20 protein-coding genes are annotated in these 23816 nt (G+C 52.6%); 10 read left to right on the forward strand and 10 right to left on the reverse strand.

Annotated features, from left to right (window positions below):
• Nucleotides 1-197: 197 nt before the first annotated feature.
• From aceF to pdhR, 3 genes are all read right to left on the reverse strand, one after another.
• Nucleotides 198-2072, reverse strand: coding sequence for a pyruvate dehydrogenase complex dihydrolipoyllysine-residue acetyltransferase (gene aceF, locus AC07UY_RS08895; protein ID WP_494701094.1), 1875 nt, complete (start codon nt 2070-2072; stop codon nt 198-200).
• Between the two features lie 14 nt (nt 2073-2086).
• Nucleotides 2087-4750, reverse strand: a complete 2664-nt coding sequence (aceE, locus tag AC07UY_RS08900) for a pyruvate dehydrogenase (acetyl-transferring), homodimeric type (RefSeq protein WP_301701433.1) — start codon at nt 4748-4750, stop codon at nt 2087-2089.
• A gap of 161 nt (nt 4751-4911) precedes the next feature.
• Nucleotides 4912-5676: a pyruvate dehydrogenase complex transcriptional repressor PdhR gene (pdhR, locus tag AC07UY_RS08905; protein WP_192611100.1), complete on the reverse strand. Its 765-nt coding sequence runs from the start codon at nt 5674-5676 to the stop codon at nt 4912-4914.
• Between the two features lie 593 nt (nt 5677-6269).
• Between pdhR and aroP the strand changes: the two genes are divergently transcribed.
• The 3 genes from aroP to AC07UY_RS08920 all read left to right on the forward strand — a co-directional run bounded on the left by aroP (nt 6270) and on the right by AC07UY_RS08920 (nt 10156).
• Nucleotides 6270-7643 (forward strand): aromatic amino acid transporter AroP, encoded by a 1374-nt coding sequence (gene aroP, locus AC07UY_RS08910; protein ID WP_203358913.1) that lies wholly within the window; start codon nt 6270-6272, stop codon nt 7641-7643.
• Nucleotides 7644-7799: 156 nt separating this feature from the next.
• Entirely contained in the window at nt 7800-9206 is a 1407-nt protein-coding gene (locus AC07UY_RS08915; RefSeq protein WP_494701093.1) for a glycoside-pentoside-hexuronide (GPH):cation symporter, read from the forward strand.
• Nucleotides 9206-10156 carry a glycoside hydrolase family 43 protein gene (locus tag AC07UY_RS08920; protein WP_494701092.1) on the forward strand — a complete coding sequence of 317 codons (951 nt, stop codon included), beginning with the start codon at nt 9206-9208 and terminating at the stop codon, nt 10154-10156. Before AC07UY_RS08915 ends, AC07UY_RS08920 begins: the two co-directional genes overlap by 1 nt.
• 80 nt (nt 10157-10236) lie before the next feature.
• Here the strand turns inward: AC07UY_RS08920 and ampE are convergent, their stop codons facing one another.
• Both ampE and ampD read right to left on the reverse strand, forming a co-directional pair.
• On the reverse strand, nt 10237-11091 hold the full coding sequence (gene ampE / locus AC07UY_RS08925; RefSeq protein ID WP_494701091.1) for a beta-lactamase regulator AmpE: 855 nt from the start codon (nt 11089-11091) through the stop codon (nt 10237-10239).
• Nucleotides 11088-11651 (reverse strand): 1,6-anhydro-N-acetylmuramyl-L-alanine amidase AmpD, encoded by a 564-nt coding sequence (gene ampD / locus AC07UY_RS08930; RefSeq protein ID WP_192611097.1) that lies wholly within the window; start codon nt 11649-11651, stop codon nt 11088-11090. Before ampD ends, ampE begins: the two co-directional genes overlap by 4 nt.
• Nucleotides 11652-11737: 86 nt before the next feature.
• Between ampD and nadC the strand changes: the two genes are divergently transcribed.
• The 4 genes from nadC to hofC all read left to right on the forward strand — a co-directional run bounded on the left by nadC (nt 11738) and on the right by hofC (nt 15897).
• Complete coding sequence (gene nadC / locus AC07UY_RS08935; protein ID WP_494660054.1) at nt 11738-12631, forward strand: carboxylating nicotinate-nucleotide diphosphorylase; 894 nt, start codon at nt 11738-11740, stop codon at nt 12629-12631.
• Between the two features lie 244 nt (nt 12632-12875).
• Nucleotides 12876-13313 carry a prepilin peptidase-dependent pilin gene (ppdD, locus tag AC07UY_RS08940; protein ID WP_494701090.1) on the forward strand — a complete coding sequence of 146 codons (438 nt, stop codon included), beginning with the start codon at nt 12876-12878 and terminating at the stop codon, nt 13311-13313.
• Nucleotides 13314-13322: 9 nt separating this feature from the next.
• Nucleotides 13323-14708: a type II secretion system protein GspE gene (gene gspE, locus AC07UY_RS08945; protein ID WP_494701089.1), complete on the forward strand. Its 1386-nt coding sequence runs from the start codon at nt 13323-13325 to the stop codon at nt 14706-14708.
• Complete coding sequence (gene hofC / locus AC07UY_RS08950; RefSeq protein ID WP_494660052.1) at nt 14698-15897, forward strand: protein transport protein HofC; 1200 nt, start codon at nt 14698-14700, stop codon at nt 15895-15897. Before gspE ends, hofC begins: the two co-directional genes overlap by 11 nt.
• A 38-nt stretch (nt 15898-15935) precedes the next feature.
• On the opposite strand, the gene AC07UY_RS08955 is transcribed toward hofC, so the two are convergent.
• A complete protein-coding gene (locus AC07UY_RS08955; RefSeq protein WP_494660051.1) occupies nt 15936-16979 on the reverse strand; it encodes a GMP reductase in 1044 nt (347 codons plus the stop codon).
• Nucleotides 16980-17205: 226 nt separating this feature from the next.
• On the opposite strand from AC07UY_RS08955, the gene coaE reads away from it, so the two are divergent.
• From coaE to yacG, 3 genes are read left to right on the forward strand one after another with little or no spacing between them, the layout of a single operon-like run.
• Nucleotides 17206-17826: a dephospho-CoA kinase gene (coaE, locus tag AC07UY_RS08960; RefSeq protein WP_494660050.1), complete on the forward strand. Its 621-nt coding sequence runs from the start codon at nt 17206-17208 to the stop codon at nt 17824-17826.
• The gene (gene zapD, locus AC07UY_RS08965; protein ID WP_494660049.1) at nt 17826-18569 is read left to right on the forward strand and encodes a cell division protein ZapD; all 744 of its coding nucleotides are present in this window, start codon (nt 17826-17828) and stop codon (nt 18567-18569) included. The genes coaE and zapD overlap by 1 nt, the downstream gene beginning before the upstream one ends.
• 22 nt (nt 18570-18591) lie before the next feature.
• Nucleotides 18592-18786 carry a DNA gyrase inhibitor YacG gene (yacG, locus tag AC07UY_RS08970; protein WP_276292834.1) on the forward strand — a complete coding sequence of 65 codons (195 nt, stop codon included), beginning with the start codon at nt 18592-18594 and terminating at the stop codon, nt 18784-18786.
• Between the two features lie 74 nt (nt 18787-18860).
• On the opposite strand, the gene mutT is transcribed toward yacG, so the two are convergent.
• The 4 genes from mutT to lpxC all read right to left on the reverse strand — a co-directional run bounded on the left by mutT (nt 18861) and on the right by lpxC (nt 23789).
• Nucleotides 18861-19253 (reverse strand): 8-oxo-dGTP diphosphatase MutT, encoded by a 393-nt coding sequence (mutT, locus tag AC07UY_RS08975; protein ID WP_276292835.1) that lies wholly within the window; start codon nt 19251-19253, stop codon nt 18861-18863.
• Nucleotides 19254-19312: 59 nt separating this feature from the next.
• Nucleotides 19313-22018, reverse strand: coding sequence for a preprotein translocase subunit SecA (gene secA / locus AC07UY_RS08980; protein WP_494660048.1), 2706 nt, complete (start codon nt 22016-22018; stop codon nt 19313-19315).
• 65 nt (nt 22019-22083) lie between these two features.
• Entirely contained in the window at nt 22084-22590 is a 507-nt protein-coding gene (gene secM / locus AC07UY_RS08985) for a secA translation cis-regulator SecM (RefSeq protein ID WP_192611086.1), read from the reverse strand.
• Nucleotides 22591-22871: 281 nt separating this feature from the next.
• The gene (gene lpxC, locus AC07UY_RS08990) at nt 22872-23789 is read right to left on the reverse strand and encodes a UDP-3-O-acyl-N-acetylglucosamine deacetylase (protein WP_162381022.1); all 918 of its coding nucleotides are present in this window, start codon (nt 23787-23789) and stop codon (nt 22872-22874) included.
• Nucleotides 23790-23816: the final 27 nt, after the last annotated feature.

The raw sequence follows: 23816 nt of genomic DNA on the forward strand, positions 1-23816 counted from the left end.
TGACCTCTTAATTTATTTCCGGCGATCCCTGGTCTTGTCGCCCATCATCCACCGGGTCGTTCTATCCGTCCGTAGTGTACAAAAATGTTAACAATTTTGAAACAACAAACGGCAAACGAATTGTCTTTGTCACCCAATAACCTCACAACATACATGAGATTACCAGAAAAAAGCCGGCCGTCAGGCCGGCTTTTCGATTACATCACCAGGCGGCGAATATCAGACAGCGTGTTGTTGATGATGGTAATAAAGCGCGCACCATCAGCACCGTCGATCACACGGTGGTCGAAGGAGAGAGAGATTGGCATCATCAGACGCGGTACAAACTCTTTCCCGTTCCATACCGGCTCCATCGCCGATTTGGAAACACCGAGGATAGCCACTTCCGGCGCGTTCACAATCGGCGCGAAGTGGGTGGTACCCAGGCCGCCGATACTGGAGATAGTGAAGCAACCGCCCTGCATTTCGCCAGCCGTCAGCTTACCATCACGCGCTTTTTTGGAGATGGCGGTCAGTTCGCGAGACAGCTCAGTAATGCTCTTCTTGTTCACGTCTTTGAAGACCGGAACAACCAGACCATTTGGCGTATCAACCGCAACACCGATGTTGATGTATTTCTTCAGCGTCAGACGCTGACCATCTTCGGACAGAGAGCTGTTGAAGCGAGGCATCTGCTCAAGCGCCGCCGCAACGGCTTTCATGATGAAGACAACCGGGGTGAATTTCACGTCCAGTTTGCGCTTCTCAGCTTCGGCGTTCTGCTGTTTACGGAACGCTTCCAGATCGGTGATATCGGTTTTGTCGAAGTGCGTAACGTGCGGGATCATCACCCAGTTACGGCTCAGGTTAGCACCAGAGATTTTCTGGATACGACCCAGTTCCACTTCTTCGATTTCGCCGAACTTGCTGAAGTCAACCTTCGGCCACGGCAGCATGCCCGGAATACCGCCACCCGCTGCAGCAGCCGGAGCCGCTTCAGCGCGCTTGATAGCGTCTTTCACGTAAGTCTGAACGTCTTCGCGCAGGATACGACCTTTACGGCCAGTGCCCTTCACTTTCGCCAGATTCACACCGAACTCGCGCGCCAGACGGCGAATCAGCGGGGTCGCATGAATGTAAGCGTCGTTCTCAGCAAACTCAGATTTGCCTTCGGCTTTCACGGCCGGTGCCGCTGCTTTAGCAGCAGGCGCAGGAGCGGCAGCAGCAGGTGCAGCAGCCGGAGCCGCGGCAGGCGCAGCGCCTTCCACTTCGAAGACCATAATCAGAGAACCAGTTTTCACTTTATCGCCAGTGCTGATTTTGATTTCTTTCACGGTGCCCGCGAACGGTGCCGGAACTTCCATAGAGGCTTTGTCGCCTTCTACGGTGATCAGAGACTGCTCAGCGGCAATTTTGTCGCCCACTTTGACCATCACTTCGGTAACTTCAACTTCGTCACCGCCGATGTCTGGAACGTTCACTTCTTTAGAACCTGAAGCCGCAGGAGCCGCCGCAGCTGCTGGTGCAGCCGCCTGAGCCGGAGCTGCAGCGCCAGCCACTTCGAAGATCATGATCAGAGAGCCGGTAGACACTTTGTCGCCGGTGTTGATTTTGATCTCTTTGACCACGCCCGCGAACGGAGCCGGGACTTCCATAGAGGCTTTGTCGCCTTCAACGGTGATCAGGGATTGTTCAGCGGCAACGGTGTCGCCCACTTTCACCATGATCTCAGTCACTTCAACTTCGTCACCGCCGATGTCCGGTACATGAACATCTTTCGCCGCTGCAGCAGCAGGTGCTGCTGCCGGAGCCGCTTCTTTTTTCGCTTCTGCCGGAGCAGGTGCAGCAGCTGCTGCACCGTCGGCGGAATCGAAAATCATGATCAGTTTACCGGTCTCGGTTTTGTCGCCGACAGAGACTTTGATCTCTTTAACAACGCCAGCCTGCGGAGACGGAACTTCCATAGAGGCTTTGTCGCCTTCTACGGTGATCAGCGACTGTTCAGCTTCAACTTTGTCGCCCACTTTGACCAGGATCTCGGTGATTTCAACTTCATCTGCGCCGATGTCCGGTACTTTGATTTCGATAGCCATTCTTCTTTTACCTCTTACGCCAGACGCGGGTTAACTTTTTCTGCATCGATGTTGAATTTGGCGATTGCGTCCGCAACCACTTTCTTATCGATTTCGCCGCGTTTAGCCAGTTCGCCCAGTGCCGCTACAACCACGTATGAAGCATCAACTTCGAAGTGGTGACGCAGGTTTTCACGGCTGTCAGAGCGACCGAAACCATCGGTACCCAGTACGCGGTAATCATCAGCCGGTACATAAGTACGAACTTGTTCGGCAAACAGTTTCATATAGTCAGTAGATGCCACAGCCGGAGCGTCGTTCATCACCTGAGCGATGTACGGAACGCGCGGAGTTTCCAGCGGGTGCAGCATGTTCCAGCGCTCACAATCCTGGCCATCACGTGCCAGTTCAGTGAAGGAAGTGACGCTATACACGTCAGAACCTACGCCGTAGTCGTTCGCCAGGATCTGCGCTGCTTCACGGACGTGACGCAGGATAGAACCGGAGCCCAGCAGCTGAACTTTACCTTTGCTACCTTCGAGGGTTTCGAGTTTGTAGATACCTTTACGGATACCTTCCTCGGCACCTGCTGGCATTGCCGGCATGTGGTAGTTTTCGTTCAGCGTGGTGATGTAGTAGTAAACGTTCTCTTGTTTCTCACCGTACATGCGCTCCAGACCATCGTGCATGATGACCGCAACTTCGTACGCGTAAGACGGATCGTAAGAGATACAGTTCGGGATAGTCAGAGACTGAATATGGCTGTGACCATCTTCGTGCTGCAGACCTTCGCCGTTCAGCGTCGTACGACCGGAAGTACCACCGATCAGGAAGCCGCGAGCCTGCTGGTCACCTGCTGCCCAGCACAGGTCGCCGATACGCTGGAACCCGAACATGGAGTAGTAGATGTAGAACGGGATCATCGGCAGATCGTTGGTGCTGTAAGAAGTTGCAGCGGCCAGCCAAGAAGAACCTGCGCCCAGCTCGTTGATACCTTCCTGCAGGATCTGACCTTTCTCGTCTTCTTTGTAGTAAGCAACCTGCTCACGGTCCTGCGGGGTGTACTGCTGGCCGTTCGGGCTGTAAATACCGATCTGACGGAACAGACCTTCCATACCGAAAGTACGCGCTTCGTCAGCGATGATCGGCACCAGACGATCTTTGATCGACTTGTTCTTCAGCATCACGTTCAGGGCACGAACGAAAGCGATAGTGGTGGAGATCTCTTTGTTCTGCTCTTCCAGCAGCGCACCGAAGTCTTCCAGGGTCGGCAGTTCCAGCTTCTCAGTGAAGTTCGGCTGGCGGCTCGGCAGGTAGCCGTGCAGTTTCTGACGCTGAGCGTGCAGATAGGTGTGCTCTTCAGAACCTTCCGGGAAGGTAATGTAAGACAGTTTTTCAACCTGCTCATCGGTGACTGGAACGTTGAAACGGTCGCGGATATGACGCACGCCGTCCATGTTCATTTTCTTCACCTGGTGCGCGATGTTTTTACCTTCGGCGGTGTCGCCCATGCCGTAACCTTTAATGGTATGGGCGAGGATGACAGTTGCTTTGCCTTTGGTGTCCTGCGCTTTTTTCAGTGCAGCGTAAACTTTCTTCGGATCGTGACCACCACGGTTCAGTGCCCAGATCTGCTCATCAGTCCAGTCAGCGACCAGCGCTGCGGTTTCCGGGTATTTACCGAAGAAGTGCTCGCGAACGTAAGCGCCATCTTTGGATTTGAAGGTCTGGTAGTCACCGTCAAGGGTTTCGTTCATCAGCTGGATCAGTTTACCGCTGGTATCTTTACGCAGCAGCTCATCCCAACGACCGCCCCACATCACTTTAATCACGTTCCAGCCAGCACCCGCGAAGATGCCTTCCAGTTCGTTGACAATCTTGCCGTTACCGGTGACCGGGCCGTCAAGACGCTGCAGGTTACAGTTGATAACAAAGACCAGGTTGTCCAGTTTTTCACGGGTAGCGATGGTGATCGCACCTTTGGATTCCGGCTCATCCATCTCACCGTCACCCAGGAAGGCGTAAACGGTTTGTTTAGAGGTATCTTTCAGGCCACGGTGTTCCAAATATTTCAGGAATTTAGCCTGGTAGATCGCACCGATTGGACCCAGACCCATAGAGACGGTCGGGAACTGCCAGAATTCCGGCATCAGTTTCGGGTGCGGGTAGGAAGACAGGCCTTTGCCATTCACTTCCTGACGGAAGTTGTCCATCTGCTCTTCAGTCAGACGGCCTTCGAGGAATGCACGTGCGTAGACGCCCGGGGAGATGTGACCCTGAAAGTACACCAGGTCGCCGCCATCCTGCTCGTTGCGCGCACGGAAGAAATGGTTGAAACACACATCATAAACGGTTGCGGAAGACTGGAAGGATGCCATGTGGCCACCCAGCTCAAGGTCTTTTTTAGATGCACGCAGCACCGTCATGATGGCGTTCCAGCGGATAGCAGAACGAATACGACGTTCCAGCTCCAGATTGCCCGGGTATTCCGGCTCATCTTCAACGGCAATAGTGTTTACATAATTGCTGGCCCCTGCACCTGCCGCTACTTTCACGCCGCCTTTGCGGGCTTCAGAAAGAAGCTGGTCAATCAGATACTGAGCGCGCTCAACACCTTCTTCACGGATGACCGATTCGATCGCCTGTAGCCAGTCGCGAGTTTCGATCGGATCCACGTCATTTGGGAAACGTTCTGACATGGGGGTATTCCTTATCTATCTAATACGTTGAGTTATCTGGAACCTGTCCCATTGCATTTTCGCTGGAAAACACAATAAGACAGGTTCTGCGTTTAGTTGCCGCGCCTTAAATAGCGCTTGATTTACAACATCTTCTGGTTAACTTTCTACCAGAAAAATCACTAATTCTTTCGTTGCTCCAGGCGGCGTAAGGCGCGTTCACGACGGCTTTCCTCACGGCTTCGGTCCAGGAGAATCTCTTCGATAAACGCCAGGTGACGGTGCGACGCTTCACGCGCCTCTTCCGGATTCCCGGCGATAATCGCTTCAAAAATACGGGTACGGTGACTGCTTACCAGCGGCAGCATCTCCCGACGCGCATACAGTAATTCAAAGTTTTGACGAACGTTTTGCGCCAGCATCGGCTCCATGCATCTCAGTAAATGGAGCAACACCACATTGTGTGCTGCTTCAGTGACCGCAATTTGATACTGGAGAACGGCGTCGGACTCTGCGTCCAGGTCGCCTGACTGTTGCGCCAGTTCAATGGCATGGTGGAGTTCACGAATACGAGTCTTGTCTTCATCCGTGCTGCGCAGTGCCGCGTAGTATGCAGCAATGCCTTCCAGCGCATGGCGCGTCTCGAGCAGGTCAAACTGGGATTCAGGGTGATCGGAGAGCAGTTCTACCAGTGGGTCGCTAAAACTCTGCCACAGGCTGCTCTGAACAAAAGTTCCGCCGCCCTGGCGACGAAGCAGCAGACCCTTCGCTTCGAGACGTTGGATCGCCTCGCGCAAGGAGGGTCGGGAAACATCGAACTGTTTTGCCAGTTCGCGTTCCGGTGGGAGTTTTTCGCCGGGGCGCAAGGTCCCCTCAAGAATTAAAAACTCCAGCTGCTGCTCAATCACATCGGATAATTTAGGTTGGCGAATTTTGCTGTAGGCCATGATTCCCTGTCTTAAGCCATTTGCCCGGAGTCAATTGGTCTTACCAATTTCACGTTCGTGACGCTAAAGTAACAAAGTATTCACCTTCTGTCCATACAGGTTTTGATTGAAATCAGTAAACCAAGCACATTTTAACAAGATTACAGAAATAACGTTTCAAACATGTAACCATGCACAAATGTTAAATTTACCCCCAGGCAAGCAGATTTAACGTAATTGAAACGAAAAAATATCCCATCTGAACCGATTCACCTGCTTAATTATCGATTTTCACTGCCTAATTATTGAATAAACATTCATATTGCAAACAGCGTTTCCGGTGAAATGGCATTTACAAATGGTTTCTTTTTATTCAAGTCGTCACCCGCCCTTCATAAAGCAGGTGCATTCGCGACCGCATACCATTATTCTGAATAAGACAAAAGTCTTTGTGTAACATTTTAGAATTCATTGCCGTAAACAAATTAATACAACAAACGGAATTGCAAACTTACACACGCATCACTGCGTAGTTCAAAAATAATGACTCAAAATAGTGCGGGCAGCGCCAAAGCCGCCTGGAATATGAAGAGTAAAACCACACACGAGGTTTCATGATGGATGGTCAACAGCATGGCGAGCAGCTAAAGCGCGGCCTTAAAAACCGCCATATCCAGCTCATCGCTTTGGGTGGCGCGATAGGCACCGGGCTGTTCCTGGGTAGCGCTTCCGTTATTCAGTCTGCAGGACCCGGCATTATTCTGGGTTATGCGATCGCCGGTTTTATCGCTTTTTTAATCATGCGTCAGTTAGGTGAAATGGTCGTTGAAGAGCCGGTTGCGGGCTCCTTCAGCCATTTCGCCTACAAATATTGGGGCGGATTCGCCGGTTTTGCCTCCGGATGGAACTACTGGGTGCTGTACGTTCTGGTCGCAATGGCGGAACTGACCGCCGTTGGCAAGTATGTCCAGTTCTGGTGGCCGGAAATCCCGACCTGGGTCTCAGCTGCCGTCTTCTTTGTTGCCATCAACGCCATTAACCTGACCAACGTCAAAGTGTTCGGTGAAATGGAGTTTTGGTTCGCCATTATTAAGGTTATTGCTGTTGTAGCGATGATCCTGTTTGGCGGTTGGCTGCTGTTTAGCGGTAACGGTGGTCCGCAGGCCAGCGTCAGCAACTTGTGGGATCAAGGTGGCTTCCTGCCACATGGCTTCACCGGTCTGGTCATGATGATGGCCATTATCATGTTCTCGTTTGGCGGCCTTGAATTAGTGGGGATCACCGCCGCAGAAGCGGATAACCCGGAGCAAAGCATCCCGAAAGCCACTAACCAGGTTATCTACCGTATCCTGATTTTCTATGTGGGTTCGCTGGCCGTCCTGCTCTCTCTGATGCCATGGACGCGTGTTACCGCTGACGTCAGCCCGTTCGTCCTGATCTTCCACGAACTGGGCGATACCTTTGTAGCGAACGCGCTGAACGTTGTGGTACTGACCGCCGCTCTTTCTGTCTATAACAGCTGCGTGTACTGTAACAGCCGTATGCTGTTTGGTCTGGCTCAGCAGGGTAACGCGCCGAAAGCGTTGATGAGTGTCGATAAACGCGGCGTGCCGGTGAACACCATTCTGGTTTCTGCGCTGGTCACCGCCCTGTGCGTACTGATCAACTACCTGGCGCCAGAATCTGCGTTCGGCCTGCTGATGGCGCTGGTGGTTTCTGCGCTGGTCATCAACTGGGCCATGATCAGCCTCGCGCATATCAAGTTCCGTCGCGCTAAAGAGCAACAGGGTGCAACCACCCGCTTCCCGGCGCTGTTTTATCCGTTAGGTAACTGGATCTGCCTGATTTTCATGGCGGCAGTGCTGGTGATTATGCTGATGACACCGGGTATGGCGATCTCCGTTTGGCTGATCCCGGTCTGGCTGGTGATCCTTGGCGTCGGCTATCTGTGCAAACAGAAAACCGCTAAAGCCGTAAAAGCGCATTAATCTTCTCCACCCTCACCCGCCCGGGTGAGGGTTGTTACCTGCCTCACACTTTCCCACGCATAGCTATTTTGTCCATATCACTGACCTTTTACTGCAACGCAATTACCCATACCGGAGCGAATAATCCTCTTTACACCTGATGGGGGAGAATTCTCAATGGAAACGCGTAAGCTGTCTGTAAGAGAAAAGATCGGTTATGGCATGGGTGACGCCGGATGTAACATCATCTTTGGCGCTATTATGCTGTTTGTTAACTATTTTTATACGGATATTTTTGGTCTGGCTCCGGCACTGGTCGGCGTGTTGCTGCTTTCTGTGCGCGTCATTGACGCCGTCACTGACCCGATTATGGGGGCTCTGGCAGACCGCACGCGCAGCAAATACGGGCGTTTTCGCCCCTGGCTACTGTGGATTGCCTTCCCCTATGCCCTGTTTAGCGTACTGATGTTTACCACACCTGAGTGGAGCTACAACAGCAAGGTTATCTATGCGTTTGTCACCTATTTCCTGTTATCCATCACTTACACGGCCATCAACATTCCTTATTGCTCGTTAGGCAGCGTGATCACCAACGACCCGAAGGAGCGCGTCGCCTGTCAGTCTTATCGCTTTGTGATGGTGGGTATCGCCACCCTGCTGCTGTCGCTCACGCTCTTGCCGATGGCTGACTGGTTCGGCGGCGAGAACAAAGCCAAAGGCTATCAGATGGCGATGACCGTACTGGCCTTTATCGGCATGTGCATGTTCTTGTTTTGCTTCGCCACCGTGCGCGAGCGTATACGTCCGGCGGTTCCGACCAACGACGATTTAAAAGCGGACCTCAAAGACGTCTGGAAGAACGATCAGTGGGTTAAAATCCTGCTGTTAACCCTGTGCAATGTATGCCCGGGGTTTATTCGCATGGCGGCAACCATGTATTACGTCACCTGGGTTATGCAACAGAGTACCCATTTCGCGACGCTGTTTATCAGCCTGGGCGTGGTCGGTATGATGGGGGGCAGCATGCTGGCGAAAGTGCTGACGGACCGCTGGTGCAAACTGAAGGTGTTTTTCTGGACCAACATCGTTCTGGCGATTTTCTCCTGCGCCTTTTACTTCCTCGACCCGCATGCGACAACACTGATTATCGTACTGTACGTATTGCTCAATATTCTCCATCAGATCCCTTCCCCTCTGCACTGGTCGCTGATGGCGGACGTCGATGACTACGGCGAATGGAAAACAGGTAAACGTATCACCGGGATCAGTTTTTCCGGCAACCTGTTCTTCCTGAAATTGGGTCTGGCGATTGCCGGGGCGATGGTGGGTTTTCTGCTCTCCTGGTACGGCTACGACGCTGGAGCGAAAGCGCAAAGTGAAAATGCCATCAATGGCATTATGCTGCTGTTCACCATCATTCCTGGCATTGGCTATCTGATCACGGCGGGTGTCGTCCGCCTGCTGAAAGTCGATCGCGAATTTATGCAGCAGATTCAGGCCGATCTGGAGAAACGCCGTATCAACTACCGCGAGCTCAACGAGTATCAGGACATTCACTCTGCAGAAACAGTAAGGAAAGCCTAATGCACACCTGGCCAAATCCGTTTATTGAGCAACGCGCCGATCCGTTTATCCTCCAGGACGGCAGCCATTACTACTTCATTGCTTCCGTCCCGGAATACGATCGCCTGGAGATCCGTCGGGCTGATTCACTGGAAGGATTGCGCGATGCCACGCCCGTTGTGGTTTGGCGCAAGCCAGAAAGCGGCCCAATGAGCGAACTGATCTGGGCGCCAGAACTGCACCACATTGAAAATAAGTGGTACATCTATTTTGCCGCCGCGCACACCCAGGCGCTCGACAGTTTGGGCATGTTTCAGCACCGCATGTTTGCCCTCGAGTGCACAAATGACGACCCACTCACTGGCGTTTGGGTTGAAAAAGGCCAGATCAAAACACCGTTTGACACCTTCGCGCTGGATGCCACCACGTTTAACCATCAGGGGAAACAGTGGTATCTGTGGGCGCAAAAATCGCCTGACATCGCCGGGAACTCGAACATCTATCTCGCGGAACTGTCCAATCCGTGGACGCTCAAAGGTGAGCCGGTCATGCTCAGCAAACCCGAGTATGACTGGGAATGTCGTGGCTTCCTGGTTAACGAAGGCCCCGCCGTTTTGCGACACGACGATACGCTGTTTATCAGCTATTCGGCCAGCGCCACGGATGAAAACTACTGTATGGGGTTGCTGTGGATTGCGGCAGATGCCGATCCGCTGAACCCGGAAAACTGGCAAAAATCACCGCATCCGGTCTTTACCACCAGCAATGAGAACCGCCAGTACGGCCCAGGGCATAACAGCTTTACGAAAACACCGGATGGAGAAGATGTGCTGGTTTATCACGCACGTAACTACACCGAAATCGAAGGCGATCCGCTCTACGATCCTAATCGTCACACACGTCTGAAGTTAGTTCACTGGAAGGAAAACGGGATGCCTGATTTTGGCATCCCGCCTGTGGATACACCTTAACTCATCGCCCGGTGGCGCTGCGCTTGCCGGACCTACTCTTCCGTAGGCCGGATTGCGCAGCCTCATCCGGCGATACAACGTTAAATCAGCGTTCCATAAATCGTCAGCAGTGCTATCACTACCACCACCACAAACGACGCTTTCTTCGCCATCGAAACAGCGGCTTTCGGCGTTTCTACTTTGCCCGTATGTGACTCCCGCGCCAGTGAGAACTGCGCCAGACGCGTCAGCACCTGATACTGCGAGGTGCGCAGATCCGCCAGCGAAGCAAACCAGGCTGGCAACGCCTTCTCTCCGTGTCCCAACAAGGCATAAACCACACCGGCAAGACGCACAGGGATCCAGTCCACCACATGCAGAATGGCATCAACCCCCGATTGCAGACGCTGATGCGGGTTTTGATAACGCGCCAGCCAGGATTGCCATGCGCGTAAAAAGGCGTAACCAATGAGCGTCACAGGCCCCCACGAACCACCGACAATAAACCAGAACAGCGGCGCCAGATAGAAACGAAAGTTAATCCATAACAGCGCATTTTGCAGTTCACGCAGAAACTCGCGCTCATTGCACTCCGGTGGAACGCCATGGATCAGCGTCAACTCGTTGGCCATCGCCTCACGCGCATGCGCGTCATCGCGAGAAGCCGCATTCAGATAGGCGTGATAATGCAGGCGCACTTTACCTGCGCCGACACAGAGCAGGCCGATCAGGATCCAGACCGCAAGCGTTGGGGCATTGAACAGCAAACCTTCCAGCGCGCGCAGCAGCAAAAAGGTGATGCCCATCGCAATCGCCGTCATTCCCAGCGTTCGCAGCATCGAAAAATTCTTAATGCGGCGGAAAAACGCCTCCAGCCGGTGATCGAGGTGCCAGTGTTCACCCAGCTTAAACAGGCGCTCAACGATCAGCACCAATAATGTTGTAAACAGCGTCATGTCATCTCCTTGTGCGACGAGGGGGTGACCAGAGCGCGAAACTTCGCCCAGTCAAACGACGGGCCAGGATCGGTTTTACGCTCAGGCGCGATATCGCAATGTCCGGTCATGTTGTTGGTTATTGCCGGGTAAAGCGCGATTAGCGTACGCGTCACTGCGGCCAGTTGCTGATACTGCTCATCGCTATAGGCCAACGTGTCTGTACCTTCCAGCTCAATACCGATGGAAAAATCATTACAGCGCTCACGCCCGTGATAGTTCGACACGCCTGCATGCCATGCTCGCTTATCGAAAGGAACATACTGGACGATTTCGCCATCGCGGCGAATCAGACAATGGGCAGAAACACGCAGGTGAGCAATCCCGGCAAAAAATGGGTGGGCATCGGGATCCAGAGTTCCTGTGAATAATGCATCAATCCAGGGGCCACCAAACTCACCGGGCGGTAAGCTGATATTGTGCACCACCAATAATGAAGGAATTTCGTCGTCCGGGCGGCAATCAAAATGCGGAGAGGGGACACGTCGCGCCTCTGCCAGCCATCCCTTGTCTAACAACATGCAAGATCTCCTTAAATGTGGTGCTGATATCCGGTTCAGAGTAGCATGTTTCTACCTTATGATTCGTTAGCAATTGGAGTTTTATCATGCCGCCTCGCCGCTATAACCCTGACTACCGACGTGACGCGCTGTTGGAACGCATAAATCTGGATATCCCTGCCGCTGTTGCCCAGGCGCTGCGCGAAGATTTAGGCGGAGAAGTTGACGCCAGTAACGATATTACCGCGCAACTTTTGCCGGAGAACACACGTTCTCACGCCATCGTTATTACACGCGAAGACGGCGTATTTTGCGGCAAACGCTGGGTTGAAGAGGTCTTTATTCAACTGGCAGGCGACGATGTAAGCCTCACCTGGCATGTCGCAGATGGCGACAGCATCAAAGCCAACCAGCCGCTATTTGAACTTGATGGCCCGTCTCGTATCTTGCTGACGGGTGAACGCACCGCGCTCAATTTTGTTCAAACGCTCTCTGGCGTTGCCAGCGTGGTACGCGAATATGTCGATCTGCTTGCTGGCACAAACACCCAATTGCTGGATACACGCAAAACGCTGCCAGGTCTGCGTACTGCGCTAAAATACGCGGTACTCTGCGGTGGCGGCGCGAACCATCGGCTAGGTCTTTCTGACGCATTCTTGATCAAAGAGAACCACATTATTGCCTCCGGCTCCGTACGCCAGGCCGTTGAAAAAGCGTTCTGGCTGCACCCGGATGTTCCGGTAGAGGTCGAAGTTGAAAATCTGGATGAGTTGGACGACGCGCTGAAAGCGGGCGCGGATATCATCATGCTGGACAATTTCGAAACAGAACAAATGCGCGAGGCAGTTAAACGCACTAACGGTCAGGCGCGACTGGAAGTTTCGGGTAATGTGACCCATGAAACCCTGCGTGAATTTGCCGAAACGGGTGTCGATTTCATCTCCGTAGGCGCACTCACCAAGCACGTACGCGCACTGGATCTCTCCATGCGTTTTCGCTAATCGCTGATTGCATTGCTCGATGGCGCTTCGCTTATCGGGCCTGGCATCCTCGCTTCTTTTGTATGCCGGATAAGGCGCTCACGCCGCCATCCGGCATTTTCTTCGAGCCTCTTCGCAAAGGCTCTGTCTGACTTTGAAACCAACATAAATACGCCTGAACTCGCCTTCCCGTTTTGCTTTTTGCCACTCGTATGCAGAGCCCTGTGTTTGCCACAGTAGCGCCAGCTAACTCAAGGAGCAGACAATGGACAAGCAACGTGGCTTCACGCTTATCGAATTGATGGTCGTCATTGGCATCATCGCCATTTTAAGTGCAATTGGTATCCCGGCTTATCAGAACTACCTGCGTAAAGCGGCACTGACCGACATGCTGCAAACCTTCGTCCCCTATCGCACAGCGGTGGAACTGTGCGCACTGGACCATGGCGGGACGGATACGTGCAATGCCGCTACCAATGGTATTCCATCCCCCACGACCACCCGCTATGTCTCAGAAATGAGCGTAGCGAAAGGCGTCGTCATCCTTACCGGACAAGAAAGCCTCAATGGTCTGAGCGTCACCATGACGCCTGGCTGGGATAACGCTAACGGTATTACTGGCTGGACACGCGTTTGCGCGATTCAGAATGACAGTGCGTTGCAGCAAGCCTGCGAAGACGTTTTTCGCTTTGACGCCAACTGAGGTTAAATAATGAAAGACGCACAACTCCAGGCCTTGTGCCAGCGCCATCAGGCTGTACTCATCAATGTGGATAGCGATACTGTCCATATCGCCGTGATCGACTCGCCCTCTCAGGGATTGTTGGATGCGCTGCGGTTCGCTACGCAAAAACGGATCGATCTCGTGTGCTGGACCCAACAACAGATGGAAAGTCATCTGCACAAACCCCAACAAGCGCCGTCGACAGCTATCCCGGAAAACAGCCCCACTGCCGCTGGATTGCTGCATCAGACCTTACAGACGGCACTGGCAAAACGCGCCTCTGATATTCACATTGAACCGTCTGAAAACCATTACCGAATCAGACTGCGCGTGGACGGCGTGTTACACGCCTTGCCGAACATTTCGTCAGACACGGGCACGGCGCTGACGGCAAGACTCAAAGTGCTGGGTCATCTGGACATCGCGGAACACCGTCTCCCACAGGACGGGCAGTTCACCATCGAATTAACCGGTAGCACAGTCTCATTTCGTATCGCCACGCTTCCCTGTCGGGGAGGAGAGAAAGTGGTGCTCCGCCTGCTACACCAGGTCAATCAGGCGCTGGACATAAAAATGCTGGGGATGCAGGAATCCCAGTTAACCGAATTCATGCAAGCGCTACAGCAACCGCAGGGACTGGTGTTGGTCACAGGCCCGACCGGGAGCGGAAAAACAGTCACACTCTACAGCGCGCTGCAAACACGAAACATGCCAGACCTTAACCTCTGTAGTGTGGAAGATCCGGTCGAGATCCCCATTGAAGGTCTCAACCAGACACAAATTCACCCTCGTGCGGGTCTCACCTTTCAGGGCGTATTACGTGCGTTGCTACGCCAGGATCCCGATATCATCATGGTTGGGGAAATCCGCGACGGAGAAACAGCAGAAATTGCCATTAAAGCAGCGCAAACCGGCCATTTGGTTCTCTCTACGCTGCATACCAACTCAACCATTGAAACATTGGTCCGTTTGCAGCAAATGGGCGTGGCGCGTTGGATGCTTTCCTCAGCGTTGACGCTGGTGGTTGCCCAACGTCTGGTGCGAAAACTGTGCCCGCACTGTCGGCATACCACCGGAGATTCCATAACTCTCCCGGCTGCACTATGGCCCACGTGGCTACCGCGCTGGCAGGCGCCCGGTTGCGAACATTGTCACCATGGGTTCTACGGGCGAACGGCACTGTTCGAAGTCCTGCCCGTCACGCCAGCGCTCAGGCAACTCATCGCTACCGGAACTGACATTGAAACGCTTGAATCCCATGCCCAGCAGGCCGGTATGCGTTCGCTTTTTGACAATGGCTGCCAGGCCGTTGAACAAGGATTAACGACATTTGAAGAGTTGATCCGTATACTGGGTATGCCTCATGGCAGCTAAACAACTTTGGCGTTGGCAGGGCCTTAACAACGAAGGCGTCTCTGCCGACGGCACGTTGTGGGCTGAGAACCGGGTATTGTTGCTTGTGGCTCTGGCGCAACAACGAATTACACCGCTTCGAGTCAGGCGCATAAGCGTGAAAACTGCCCAATGGCGTGCAGAAAAAACGGCAGAACTTATCTACCAACTGGCAACGCTCCTCAAAGCAGGATTGACACTTTCAGAAGGGCTGACGTTACTTGCAGGGCAGCATCCCAGTGGGCAATGGCGGGCATTACTACACGTTCTGGCGCACGACCTGGAACAGGGAATACCGTTTTCCAGCGCGCTGTCGCAATGGTCTAATGTCTTTCCCCCGCTCTATCAGGCGATGATTCGTACTGGGGAATTAACGGGTAAGCTTGATGAATGCTGTTTTGAGCTGGCCCGCCAGCAAAAGGCGCAGCAACAGCTTACGGAAAAAGTGAAAAAAGCGCTGCGCTATCCCATCATCATTTTAACCATGGCGGTACTGGTGGTTATCGCTATACTGCACTTTGTTCTGCCGGAATTTGCGGCCATCTATAAAACGTTCAATACACCGCTACCCACCCTGACGCGTGGGGTGATGGCATTCGCTGATTTTACAGCGTCCTCGGGATGGCTACTGGCATTGCTTTGCATCGTGTTAGCGGTGGCAAATATGCTGCTAAGGCGAAAGCCTTCCTGGCAGATCGTGTGCCAGCGTCTTCTACTGCGAACACCGGTGATTGGTCGTCTGGCGCGGGGACAGAAGCTTACTCAAATATTTACCATTCTGGCGCTGACGCAAAGTGCGGGCATCACTTTTTTACACGGGCTGGAGAGCGTGAGAGAAACGATCGTTTGCCCCTGGTGGTCGCAACGACTGATGCAAATTCAGCACGACATTACCGCAGGACACCCCATCTGGCTGGCGTTCAAAAATGCCGGAGAATTTAGTCCATTATGCCTGCAACTGGTGAGAACAGGAGAAGCCTCTGGCTCGCTGGATACGATGCTGCATAACCTTGCCCGACATCACAGTGAAAATACGCTCTCCCTGGCAGATAACCTGGCGGCACTGCTGGAACCCACGCTGTTGGTGATAACCGGGTTAATTATAGGAACGCTGGTGGTGGCAATGTATTTGCCCATTTTCCATCTCGGGGATGCAATGAGTGGAGGATAGTGAGAGGCTGGCGCTGAATACAGCGCCAGCACAGGCGATTACAGGCTATTGAAAACGCGGTTTTCTTGTTCCTGAACGCGAATAAAGGTGGTGCGCTTGGTCAGTTCTTTCAGACGGGATGCCCCAACATAAGTACAGGCAGAACGCAAACCGCCCAGGATATCACGCGCGGTGTTTTCAACCGGGCCACGCAGCGGCAGCTTAACGGTTTTACCCTCTGCAGCACGGTACTGCGCAACGCCACCTACGTGGCGAGTCATTGCAGACTCTGAACTCATACCGTAGAACAGCATGAACTTCTCGCCGTTCTCTTCGACAATTCTCCCGCCGCTTTCTTCGTGACCCGCCAGCATTCCGCCCAGCATCACGAAGTCTGCGCCACCGCCAAAGGCTTTGGCAACATCGCCTGGCATCGTACAACCGCCATCGCTGACAATCATGCCGCCCAGACCGTGTGCTGCATCGGCACATTCAATCACAGCAGAAAGCTGCGGATAGCCCACGCCAGTTTTCACTCGGGTTGTGCATACAGAACCAGGGCCAATCCCAACCTTCACGATATCCGCGCCGGAAAGAACCAGTTCTTCACACATTTCACCGGTGACTACATTACCTGCACAGATGGTTTTTGTTGGCCATGCTTCACGCGCTTTTGCCACAAACTGTACGAAATGCTCAGAGTAACCGTTTGCCACATCAATACAGATAAAGTTCAGTGCCGGATTCAGCGCCAGAATCTGATTCGTTTTTTCAAAATCAGCATCAGAAGTCCCGGTAGAGACCATCACGTGCTTAATGACATCTGCAGATGCTTCACTGACAAACGCGCTCCAGTCTGCAACGGAGTAGTGCTTGTGAACGGCGGTCAGAATACCGAAAGAAGCCAAAGCGGCAGCCATCGAAAATGTACCAACGGTGTCCATATTCGCAGCAATAACCGGGACGCCAGACCAGGTCTGACCTGAGTGTTTAAAGGTAAATTCACGTTCCAGTTCAACATCGGAACGACTTTTGAGAGTAGAACGCTTAGGGCGGATAAGAACGTCTTTGAAACCTAACTTCAGATCTTCTTCGATACGCATGTGCGGATTCCTGGGGTTAATGACTATTAGAATGAGAGCACAACTCCAGTGACGCTATCATACGCACTAATCATGGCTTCGCAAGACTGCGAAATTCTCTTTTTTTACGCTACAATCCCATAAATTTACCTGGCGAACAGTGGGCAACCCCCACGACAGCCTCGCCTTCGCATGTTTAACTTTTAACCATTTGATTATCAAAATCAATTTCCCGGGATCAAATTATATGAGGTATACGGTAGCCTTAACGGGCGGCATCGGCAGTGGTAAAAGCACCGTTGCAAATGCATTTGCTGACCTCGGAATAAACGTGATTGATGCAGATATTATTGCCCGCCAGGTGGTTGAACCCGGCCAACCCGCCCTTAACGCGATTGCGGAACATTTTGGTTCAGACGTTATCGCTGCGGACGGTTCGTTGCAGCGGCGAGTTTTGCGCGAACGCATATTTGCCGCCCCAGAAGAGAAGTCCTGGCTAAATGGCTTGCTGCACCCACTCATCCAGCAGGAAACTCAGCGGCAATTTCAGCAAACCACATCGCCTTACGTGCTTTGGGTGGTGCCGCTGCTGGTTGAAAACGCGCTCTACAAAAAGGCCAATCGCGTACTGGTGGTTGATGTCACCCCGGAAACACAGCGCCTTAGAACCATGCAACGCGATGATGTGACGCGTGAGCATGTTGAACAAATTCTGGCTGCCCAGGCGACGCGTGAAGCGCGTCTTGCCGTGGCGGACGATGTTATTGATAATAACGGCGCACCGGATGCCATTGCATCGGATGTCGCACGCCTGCACGCGCGCTATTTGCAACTTGCGTCGCAGTTTGTCTCACAGGAAAAACCGTAATGCACACCCAGGTCCTTTTTGAACACCCTCTCAATGAGAAGATGCGTACATGGCTGCGCATTGAATTTCTGATTCAACAACTTTCCGTCAAACTCCCTATTGCAGATCATGCCGGGGCACTGCATTTCTTCCGCAATATCGGCGACTTGCTGGACGTGTTTGAGCGTGGTGAAGTGCGCACAGAACTTCTCAAAGAACTTGAGCGCCAGCAGCGTAAGCTTAAGGCCTGGATGGAAGTGCCTGGTGTAGATCAAAGTCGAATCGATGCCCTTCGCCAACAATTAAAAACGGCTGGCAGCATTTTGATTTCAGCGCCGCGAATTGGCCAGGAACTGCGTGAAGATCGCCTTGTCGCTCTGGTGCGCCAACGCCTGAGTATTCCAGGCGGCTGCTGTAGTTTTGACCTGCCAACGCTGCACATCTGGCTGCATCTTCCGCAATCGCAACGCGATGCCCAGGTTGAAACATGGCTTACAAGCCTGAATCCACTCAATCAGGCGTTGACGTTGATCCTGGATCTGATCCGTAACTCCGCGCCTTTCCGTAAGCAAACCAGCCTGAATGGTTTCTATCAGGATAACGGTGATGATGCGGATCTGTTGCGTCTGCAACTGACGCTGGACTCACAGCTTTATCCGCAAATTTCAGGGCACAAGAGCCGTTTTGCGATCCGTTTTATGCCGCTGGACAGTGAAAATGGCCTGGTTCCTGAACGCCTGGACTTTGAGCTGGCATGTTGTTAAGAAGTGAGTTTAAGGAGCGAAAATGTCTGAACAAACCATCGTAAACTGCCCAACCTGCGGTAAAAATGTTGTCTGGAGCGAAGCCAGTCCATTTCGTCCGTTCTGTTCCAAACGCTGTCAGTTGATCGATTTAGGTGAATGGGCCGCCGAAGAAAAACGCATTCCCAGTTCTGGCGATCTGTCAGAGAGTGATGACTGGAGCGAAGAACAGCAGTAAATCTGCTGCTGTTCTGTCGGGCGGGTACCGCCATTGTTTGCCGGATGGAGGCTACGCCTTATCCGGCCTGTGGCCTACATGTTCTGCTTTAACTTCGTAATAACGGGTTCATTTGCCGGCGGAAAATCTTTCGCATCCAGCTCGCTCTGTGCAATCCACTGACCGGGTTGTCCTTCCCTTCCCCACGGCTCCCCTTCCCAGCTTTCGACCAGCCAGAACCAGAGGGTGATATGCCGATCCGGGAACTGATATTCCAGCGTATCAAATAACGTCGCACCTTGCGGTGTAATGCCTACCTCTTCCTGTAGCTCACGAATCAGCGCCTGTTCCGGCGTTTCACCCAATTCAATTTTCCCACCAGGAAATTCCAGCTTATTCGCCATATGGGCATCTGCGGCGCGTTGAGTTATGAAGATCTCCCCCGCGTCGTTGCGAATAATGCCCACCGCGATTTGCAGTATTTTCATATTATCTCGTCCATAAAAAAGGCGCAGATATCTGCGCCTTTATCGTTTTTATTCAGACCTTAGCTCAGACGACCATGGCACTGTTTGTATTTTTTACCGGAACCGCAAGGGCATGGATCATTACGACCCACTTTGCGATCGCCCGTTTGCGCAGCCAGCTCTTCTGCCACAGCGGAATCATCACCTTTATGGCTCAGTTGTTGCATTTGCGCCAAACGTTCAGCTTCTTCACGACGCTGCTGTTCCATGGCTTCAACCTCTTCCGGCATGCGAACCTGAACTTTGCTCAGCGTACTGATCACTTCGTATTTCAGTGACTCCAGCATAGAGGCAAACATGGCGAAAGATTCACGTTTATATTCCTGCTTCGGATCTTTCTGCGCATAGCCACGCAGGTGGATACCCTGACGCAAGTAATCCATCGCCGCCAGGTGCTCTTTCCACAGTGAATCGAGTGTTTGCAGCATAACGCCCTTCTCGAAGTGGCGCATCATTTCTGCACCGACCACTTCTTCTTTGCGCTGGTACACATCGATAGCATGCGCCAGAATACGTTCACGCAGCGTTTCTTCATGCAGTTCAGGCTCTTTATCCAGCCACTCTGAAATCGGCATCTCGAGATCAAAATCGTTTTTCAGGCGTTCCTGCAGCCCTGGAACATCCCACATCTCTTCCAGCGACTGCGGCGGAATATAGGCATCGATGGTGACTTTGAACACATCTTCGCGGATGCTGTTGATGGTTTCGCTTACGTCACTCACATCCAGCAGTTCATTACGCTGGCTGTAGATAGCGCGACGCTGATCGTTCGCCACATCATCATATTCCAGCAGTTGCTTACGAATATCGAAGTTACGGCTTTCCACTTTACGCTGTGCGTTGGCAATCGCTTTAGTTACCCACGGGTGCTCAATGGCTTCGCCCGGTTTCATGCCCAGTTTGCGCATCATGCCTGAAACACGGTCAGAGGCGAAGATACGCATCAGCGCATCTTCCATCGACAGGTAGAAACGGGAAGAACCGGCGTCACCCTGACGACCAGAACGGCCACGAAGCTGGTTATCGATACGACGAGATTCGTGACGCTCGGTACCAATGATGTGCAAACCGCCCGATGCCAGCACCGCATCATGACGCACCTGCCAGTCTGCTTTGATCTGCGCAATCTGTTCCGGAGTTGGATTTTCAAGCTCGGCCACTTCCGCCTGCCAGCTACCGCCCAGCACGATATCGGTACCACGACCCGCCATGTTAGTCGCGATGGTCACTGCAGCCGGGTAACCCGCCTGTGCAACGATCGCCGCTTCGTTGGCGTGGAATTTGGCGTTCAGAACGTTATGTTTGATACCGGCTTTCACCAGCTCGTTAGAAACCACTTCGGATTTCTCGATAGAGATCGTACCGACCAGCACCGGCTGACCATTCGCAGTACGCTCTTTGATATCTTCAATAATCGCCTGAATTTTTTCCGCTTCCGTCATGTAGACCAGGTCCGGCATGTCTTTACGGATCATCGGACGGTTGGTCGGAACCACAACGGTATCCAGCTTGTAGATAGAGCTAAATTCAAATGCTTCGGTATCTGCTGTACCGGTCATACCGGCCAGTTTCTCGTACAGACGGAAGTAGTTCTGGAACGTAATGGAGGCCAGCGTCTGGTTTTCGTTCTGGATATCCACGCCTTCTTTCGCTTCAACGGCCTGGTGCAAACCGTCAGACCAGCGACGCCCCTGCATGGTACGACCGGTGTGTTCGTCAACGATGATAACTTCACCGTCTTTCACGATGTAGTCGACGTCGCGGGTGAACAGCACGTGCGCGCGCAGCGCTGCGGTGACGTGGTGCATCAGCATAATGTTGCCCGGAGAGTACAGCGACTCACCTTCGTCCATGATGCCTTCATTCACCAGCAGTTCTTCAATCAGTACCAGACCACGTTCAGTTAGGTTCACCTGACGGGCTTTTTCATCAACGGAGAAATGGCCTTCACCCTGGAAGGTGTCGGAGTCTTCTTTCTCCTGGCGCACCAGGCGCGGGATGATTTTGTTCACTTTCATATACATTTCTGAGCTGTCTTCAGCCGGACCAGAAATGATAAGCGGCGTACGTGCTTCATCGATCAGGATGGAGTCCACCTCATCCACCAGCGCGTAGTGCAGTTTACGCTGAACGCGTTCTTCAGGGCTGAACGCCATGTTGTCGCGCAGGTAATCAAAGCCGTATTCGTTGTTGGTGCCGTAAGTGATGTCCGCCGCGTATGCTTCACGTTTTGCAGGAGCTGGCAGGCCAGACATGTTGATGCCGACGCTCATGCCGAGGAATTCAAACAGTGGGCGGTTATTTTCGGCGTCACGCTGTGCCAGGTAGTCGTTCACGGTCACCACATGCACACCTTTCCCGCTTAATGCGTTCAGGTAAGCAGGCAGCGTTGCAGTCAGCGTTTTACCTTCACCGGTACGCATTTCCGCGATGCAGCGATCGTTAAGGACCATACCGCCTAACAACTGAACGTCAAAGTGGCGCATCCCGAAGACACGTTTACTGGCTTCGCGGACAACCGCAAAGGCTTCCGGAATCAGGCTTTCCAGGCTTTCACCTTTTTCCAGACGAGCACGGAACTCTGCTGTTTTCGCTTTCAGTTCGTCATCGGAGAGTTTTTCCATCTCCGGTTCCATGGCATTAATCACGCCGACCACTTTGCGCATGCGACGCAACGTACGATCGTTACGACTACCGAATACTTTCGTTAATAATTTGATTAGCATAATAATAAAATCTCAAACGCCCCGCGAAGCGAAGTCATAAAAATGAATTAAAGGTTTTTTTGTTGTTAGCTGAGGCGTTGAGGACCGGCACGTATTCCCTGCGCCTGGCTAATCCAGACGGAAACGTTAAATACGGCCTGAGGTGTAAAATGGGCGTACGCCAGATGGCGCACGATCGCAGGCGGCTGGCCTTCCTGAGTCAGCATGGCGCTGAGCGTATTCAGTAAAGCAAGATGATGCGCCTGGAGCGGTAACGGTTCTTCAGCAACGGGCAGCGCTTGCGGCGCCATTGCGAAGGAAAGATGGCGAATAACCGTTCGAATTGCATGTTGGTGCCAGTAATCGACGGTAAAATTCGGGCGACGATTGGTGGCTTCCAACAACGCAAGCTGGCTAAAGTTTACCTTCGCAGATTGATCGTGGTTGCTGGCTGTCGCTTTTGCTGGCGTATTCGGCTCGGCAGCGTTACTGAGAGCGGGCAGACCAAAGCTCGCCGCGACCATCCCCAATAAGAGATGCGGCCAGAAGTACCGTCTGCCTAACTGTCGCCAGCGCGTCAGTATTCCACTCACGTCATTGCCACCTTAAAAGCCCGATCGTCGGGTTTATGCTTTCTAAACGTTATTTTTGCGCACAAATCTTATCACTAATACCGCTGTACTACAGCAGGAATGACAAAAAGCTAAGGGTAAAAATGCTTAAGAAAGCAGCGAACGCGCTGCATTTCGATTCAGCAACACATAAAAATCGCTTCGGAAAAAATGACGGGCGCGCTACAAAAAAAAACGACTGGCTTACCTGGCCGGAGAGAGTGCCAGATTAACCAGTCGAATTTATGCGACAGGGTGTGTCGTTATGCCAGTACAGTCGAAGGCGCTTTGAAAGCCAACGGCAGTTCTGCGTCGTCCTGGAAGGTCACAAATTCCCAGGCTTCCTGTTTAGCCAGGACTGCCTGCAGCAGTTTGTTATTCAGTGCATGACCGGATTTATACGCGGTAAATGCACCGATAATGTTGTGACCACACATGAACAAGTCACCGATAGCATCAAGCATTTTGTGACGAACAAATTCATCTTCAAAACGCAGGCCGTCTTCGTTCAATACGCGATAATCGTCAACAACGATGGCACAATCGAAGCTGCCGCCCAGGCACAAACCACGAGACTGCAGATATTCGATATCACGCATGAAGCCGAAAGTACGCGCACGGCTGATCTGGCGCATGAACGCGTCAGCAGAGAAGTTCATCGCATAGCGCTGTGTGCTGGAGTCGATCGCCGGATGGTTAAAGTCGATGGTGAAATCCAACGTAAAACCATTGTACGGCTTGAACTCAGCCCACTTGTCGCCATCTTCGACACGAACAGTCTCTTTGATGCGTACAAATTTCTTGGCGCTTTTCAGTTCTTCAATACCCGCATCAAGCAGCAGGTAGACGAACGGAGCAGCACTGCCATCCATGATCGGGATTTCCGGAGCATTGACTTCGATAACAATGTTATCGATGCCCAGGCCCGCCAGAGCAGCGTTAAGGTGCTCAACGGTTGAAATCCGTACATCATGCTCATTAACCAGACACGTACAGAGCATGGTATCACGCACAGATTTGGCATCGGCCGGGAAATCTACCGGTGGATTCAAGTCGGTGCGACGATAGATGACCCCGGTGTTGGCCGGCGCAGGTCGTAATGTCAGGGTGACTTTTTTGCCGGTATGTAAACCGACGCCAGTCGCCTGAACGATACGTTTAAGTGTCCTTTGTTTGATCATCGTATAATCTCGCCAAATTACCTATCC

This window comes from Citrobacter sp. GW821-FHT02E08 (assembly GCF_059421685.1).

Excerpts from the sequence above, each read along its gene's own strand:
- aceF (WP_494701094.1), bottom strand. The coding sequence starts at position 2,072 with ATGGCTATCGAAATCAAAGTACCGGACATCGGCGCAGATGAAGTTGAA.
- aceE (WP_301701433.1), bottom strand. The coding sequence starts at position 4,750 with ATGTCAGAACGTTTCCCAAATGACGTGGATCCGATCGAAACTCGCGAC.
- pdhR (WP_192611100.1), bottom strand. The coding sequence starts at position 5,676 with ATGGCCTACAGCAAAATTCGCCAACCTAAATTATCCGATGTGATTGAG.
- aroP (WP_203358913.1), top strand. The coding sequence starts at position 6,270 with ATGATGGATGGTCAACAGCATGGCGAGCAGCTAAAGCGCGGCCTTAAA.
- AC07UY_RS08915 (WP_494701093.1), top strand. The coding sequence starts at position 7,800 with ATGGAAACGCGTAAGCTGTCTGTAAGAGAAAAGATCGGTTATGGCATG.
- AC07UY_RS08920 (WP_494701092.1), top strand. The coding sequence starts at position 9,206 with ATGCACACCTGGCCAAATCCGTTTATTGAGCAACGCGCCGATCCGTTT.
- ampE (WP_494701091.1), bottom strand. The coding sequence starts at position 11,091 with ATGACGCTGTTTACAACATTATTGGTGCTGATCGTTGAGCGCCTGTTT.
- ampD (WP_192611097.1), bottom strand. The coding sequence starts at position 11,651 with ATGTTGTTAGACAAGGGATGGCTGGCAGAGGCGCGACGTGTCCCCTCT.
- nadC (WP_494660054.1), top strand. The coding sequence starts at position 11,738 with ATGCCGCCTCGCCGCTATAACCCTGACTACCGACGTGACGCGCTGTTG.
- ppdD (WP_494701090.1), top strand. The coding sequence starts at position 12,876 with ATGGACAAGCAACGTGGCTTCACGCTTATCGAATTGATGGTCGTCATT.
- gspE (WP_494701089.1), top strand. The coding sequence starts at position 13,323 with ATGAAAGACGCACAACTCCAGGCCTTGTGCCAGCGCCATCAGGCTGTA.
- hofC (WP_494660052.1), top strand. The coding sequence starts at position 14,698 with ATGGCAGCTAAACAACTTTGGCGTTGGCAGGGCCTTAACAACGAAGGC.
- AC07UY_RS08955 (WP_494660051.1), bottom strand. The coding sequence starts at position 16,979 with ATGCGTATCGAAGAAGATCTGAAGTTAGGTTTCAAAGACGTTCTTATC.
- coaE (WP_494660050.1), top strand. The coding sequence starts at position 17,206 with ATGAGGTATACGGTAGCCTTAACGGGCGGCATCGGCAGTGGTAAAAGC.
- zapD (WP_494660049.1), top strand. The coding sequence starts at position 17,826 with ATGCACACCCAGGTCCTTTTTGAACACCCTCTCAATGAGAAGATGCGT.
- yacG (WP_276292834.1), top strand. The coding sequence starts at position 18,592 with ATGTCTGAACAAACCATCGTAAACTGCCCAACCTGCGGTAAAAATGTT.
- mutT (WP_276292835.1), bottom strand. The coding sequence starts at position 19,253 with ATGAAAATACTGCAAATCGCGGTGGGCATTATTCGCAACGACGCGGGG.
- secA (WP_494660048.1), bottom strand. The coding sequence starts at position 22,018 with ATGCTAATCAAATTATTAACGAAAGTATTCGGTAGTCGTAACGATCGT.
- lpxC (WP_162381022.1), bottom strand. The coding sequence starts at position 23,789 with ATGATCAAACAAAGGACACTTAAACGTATCGTTCAGGCGACTGGCGTC.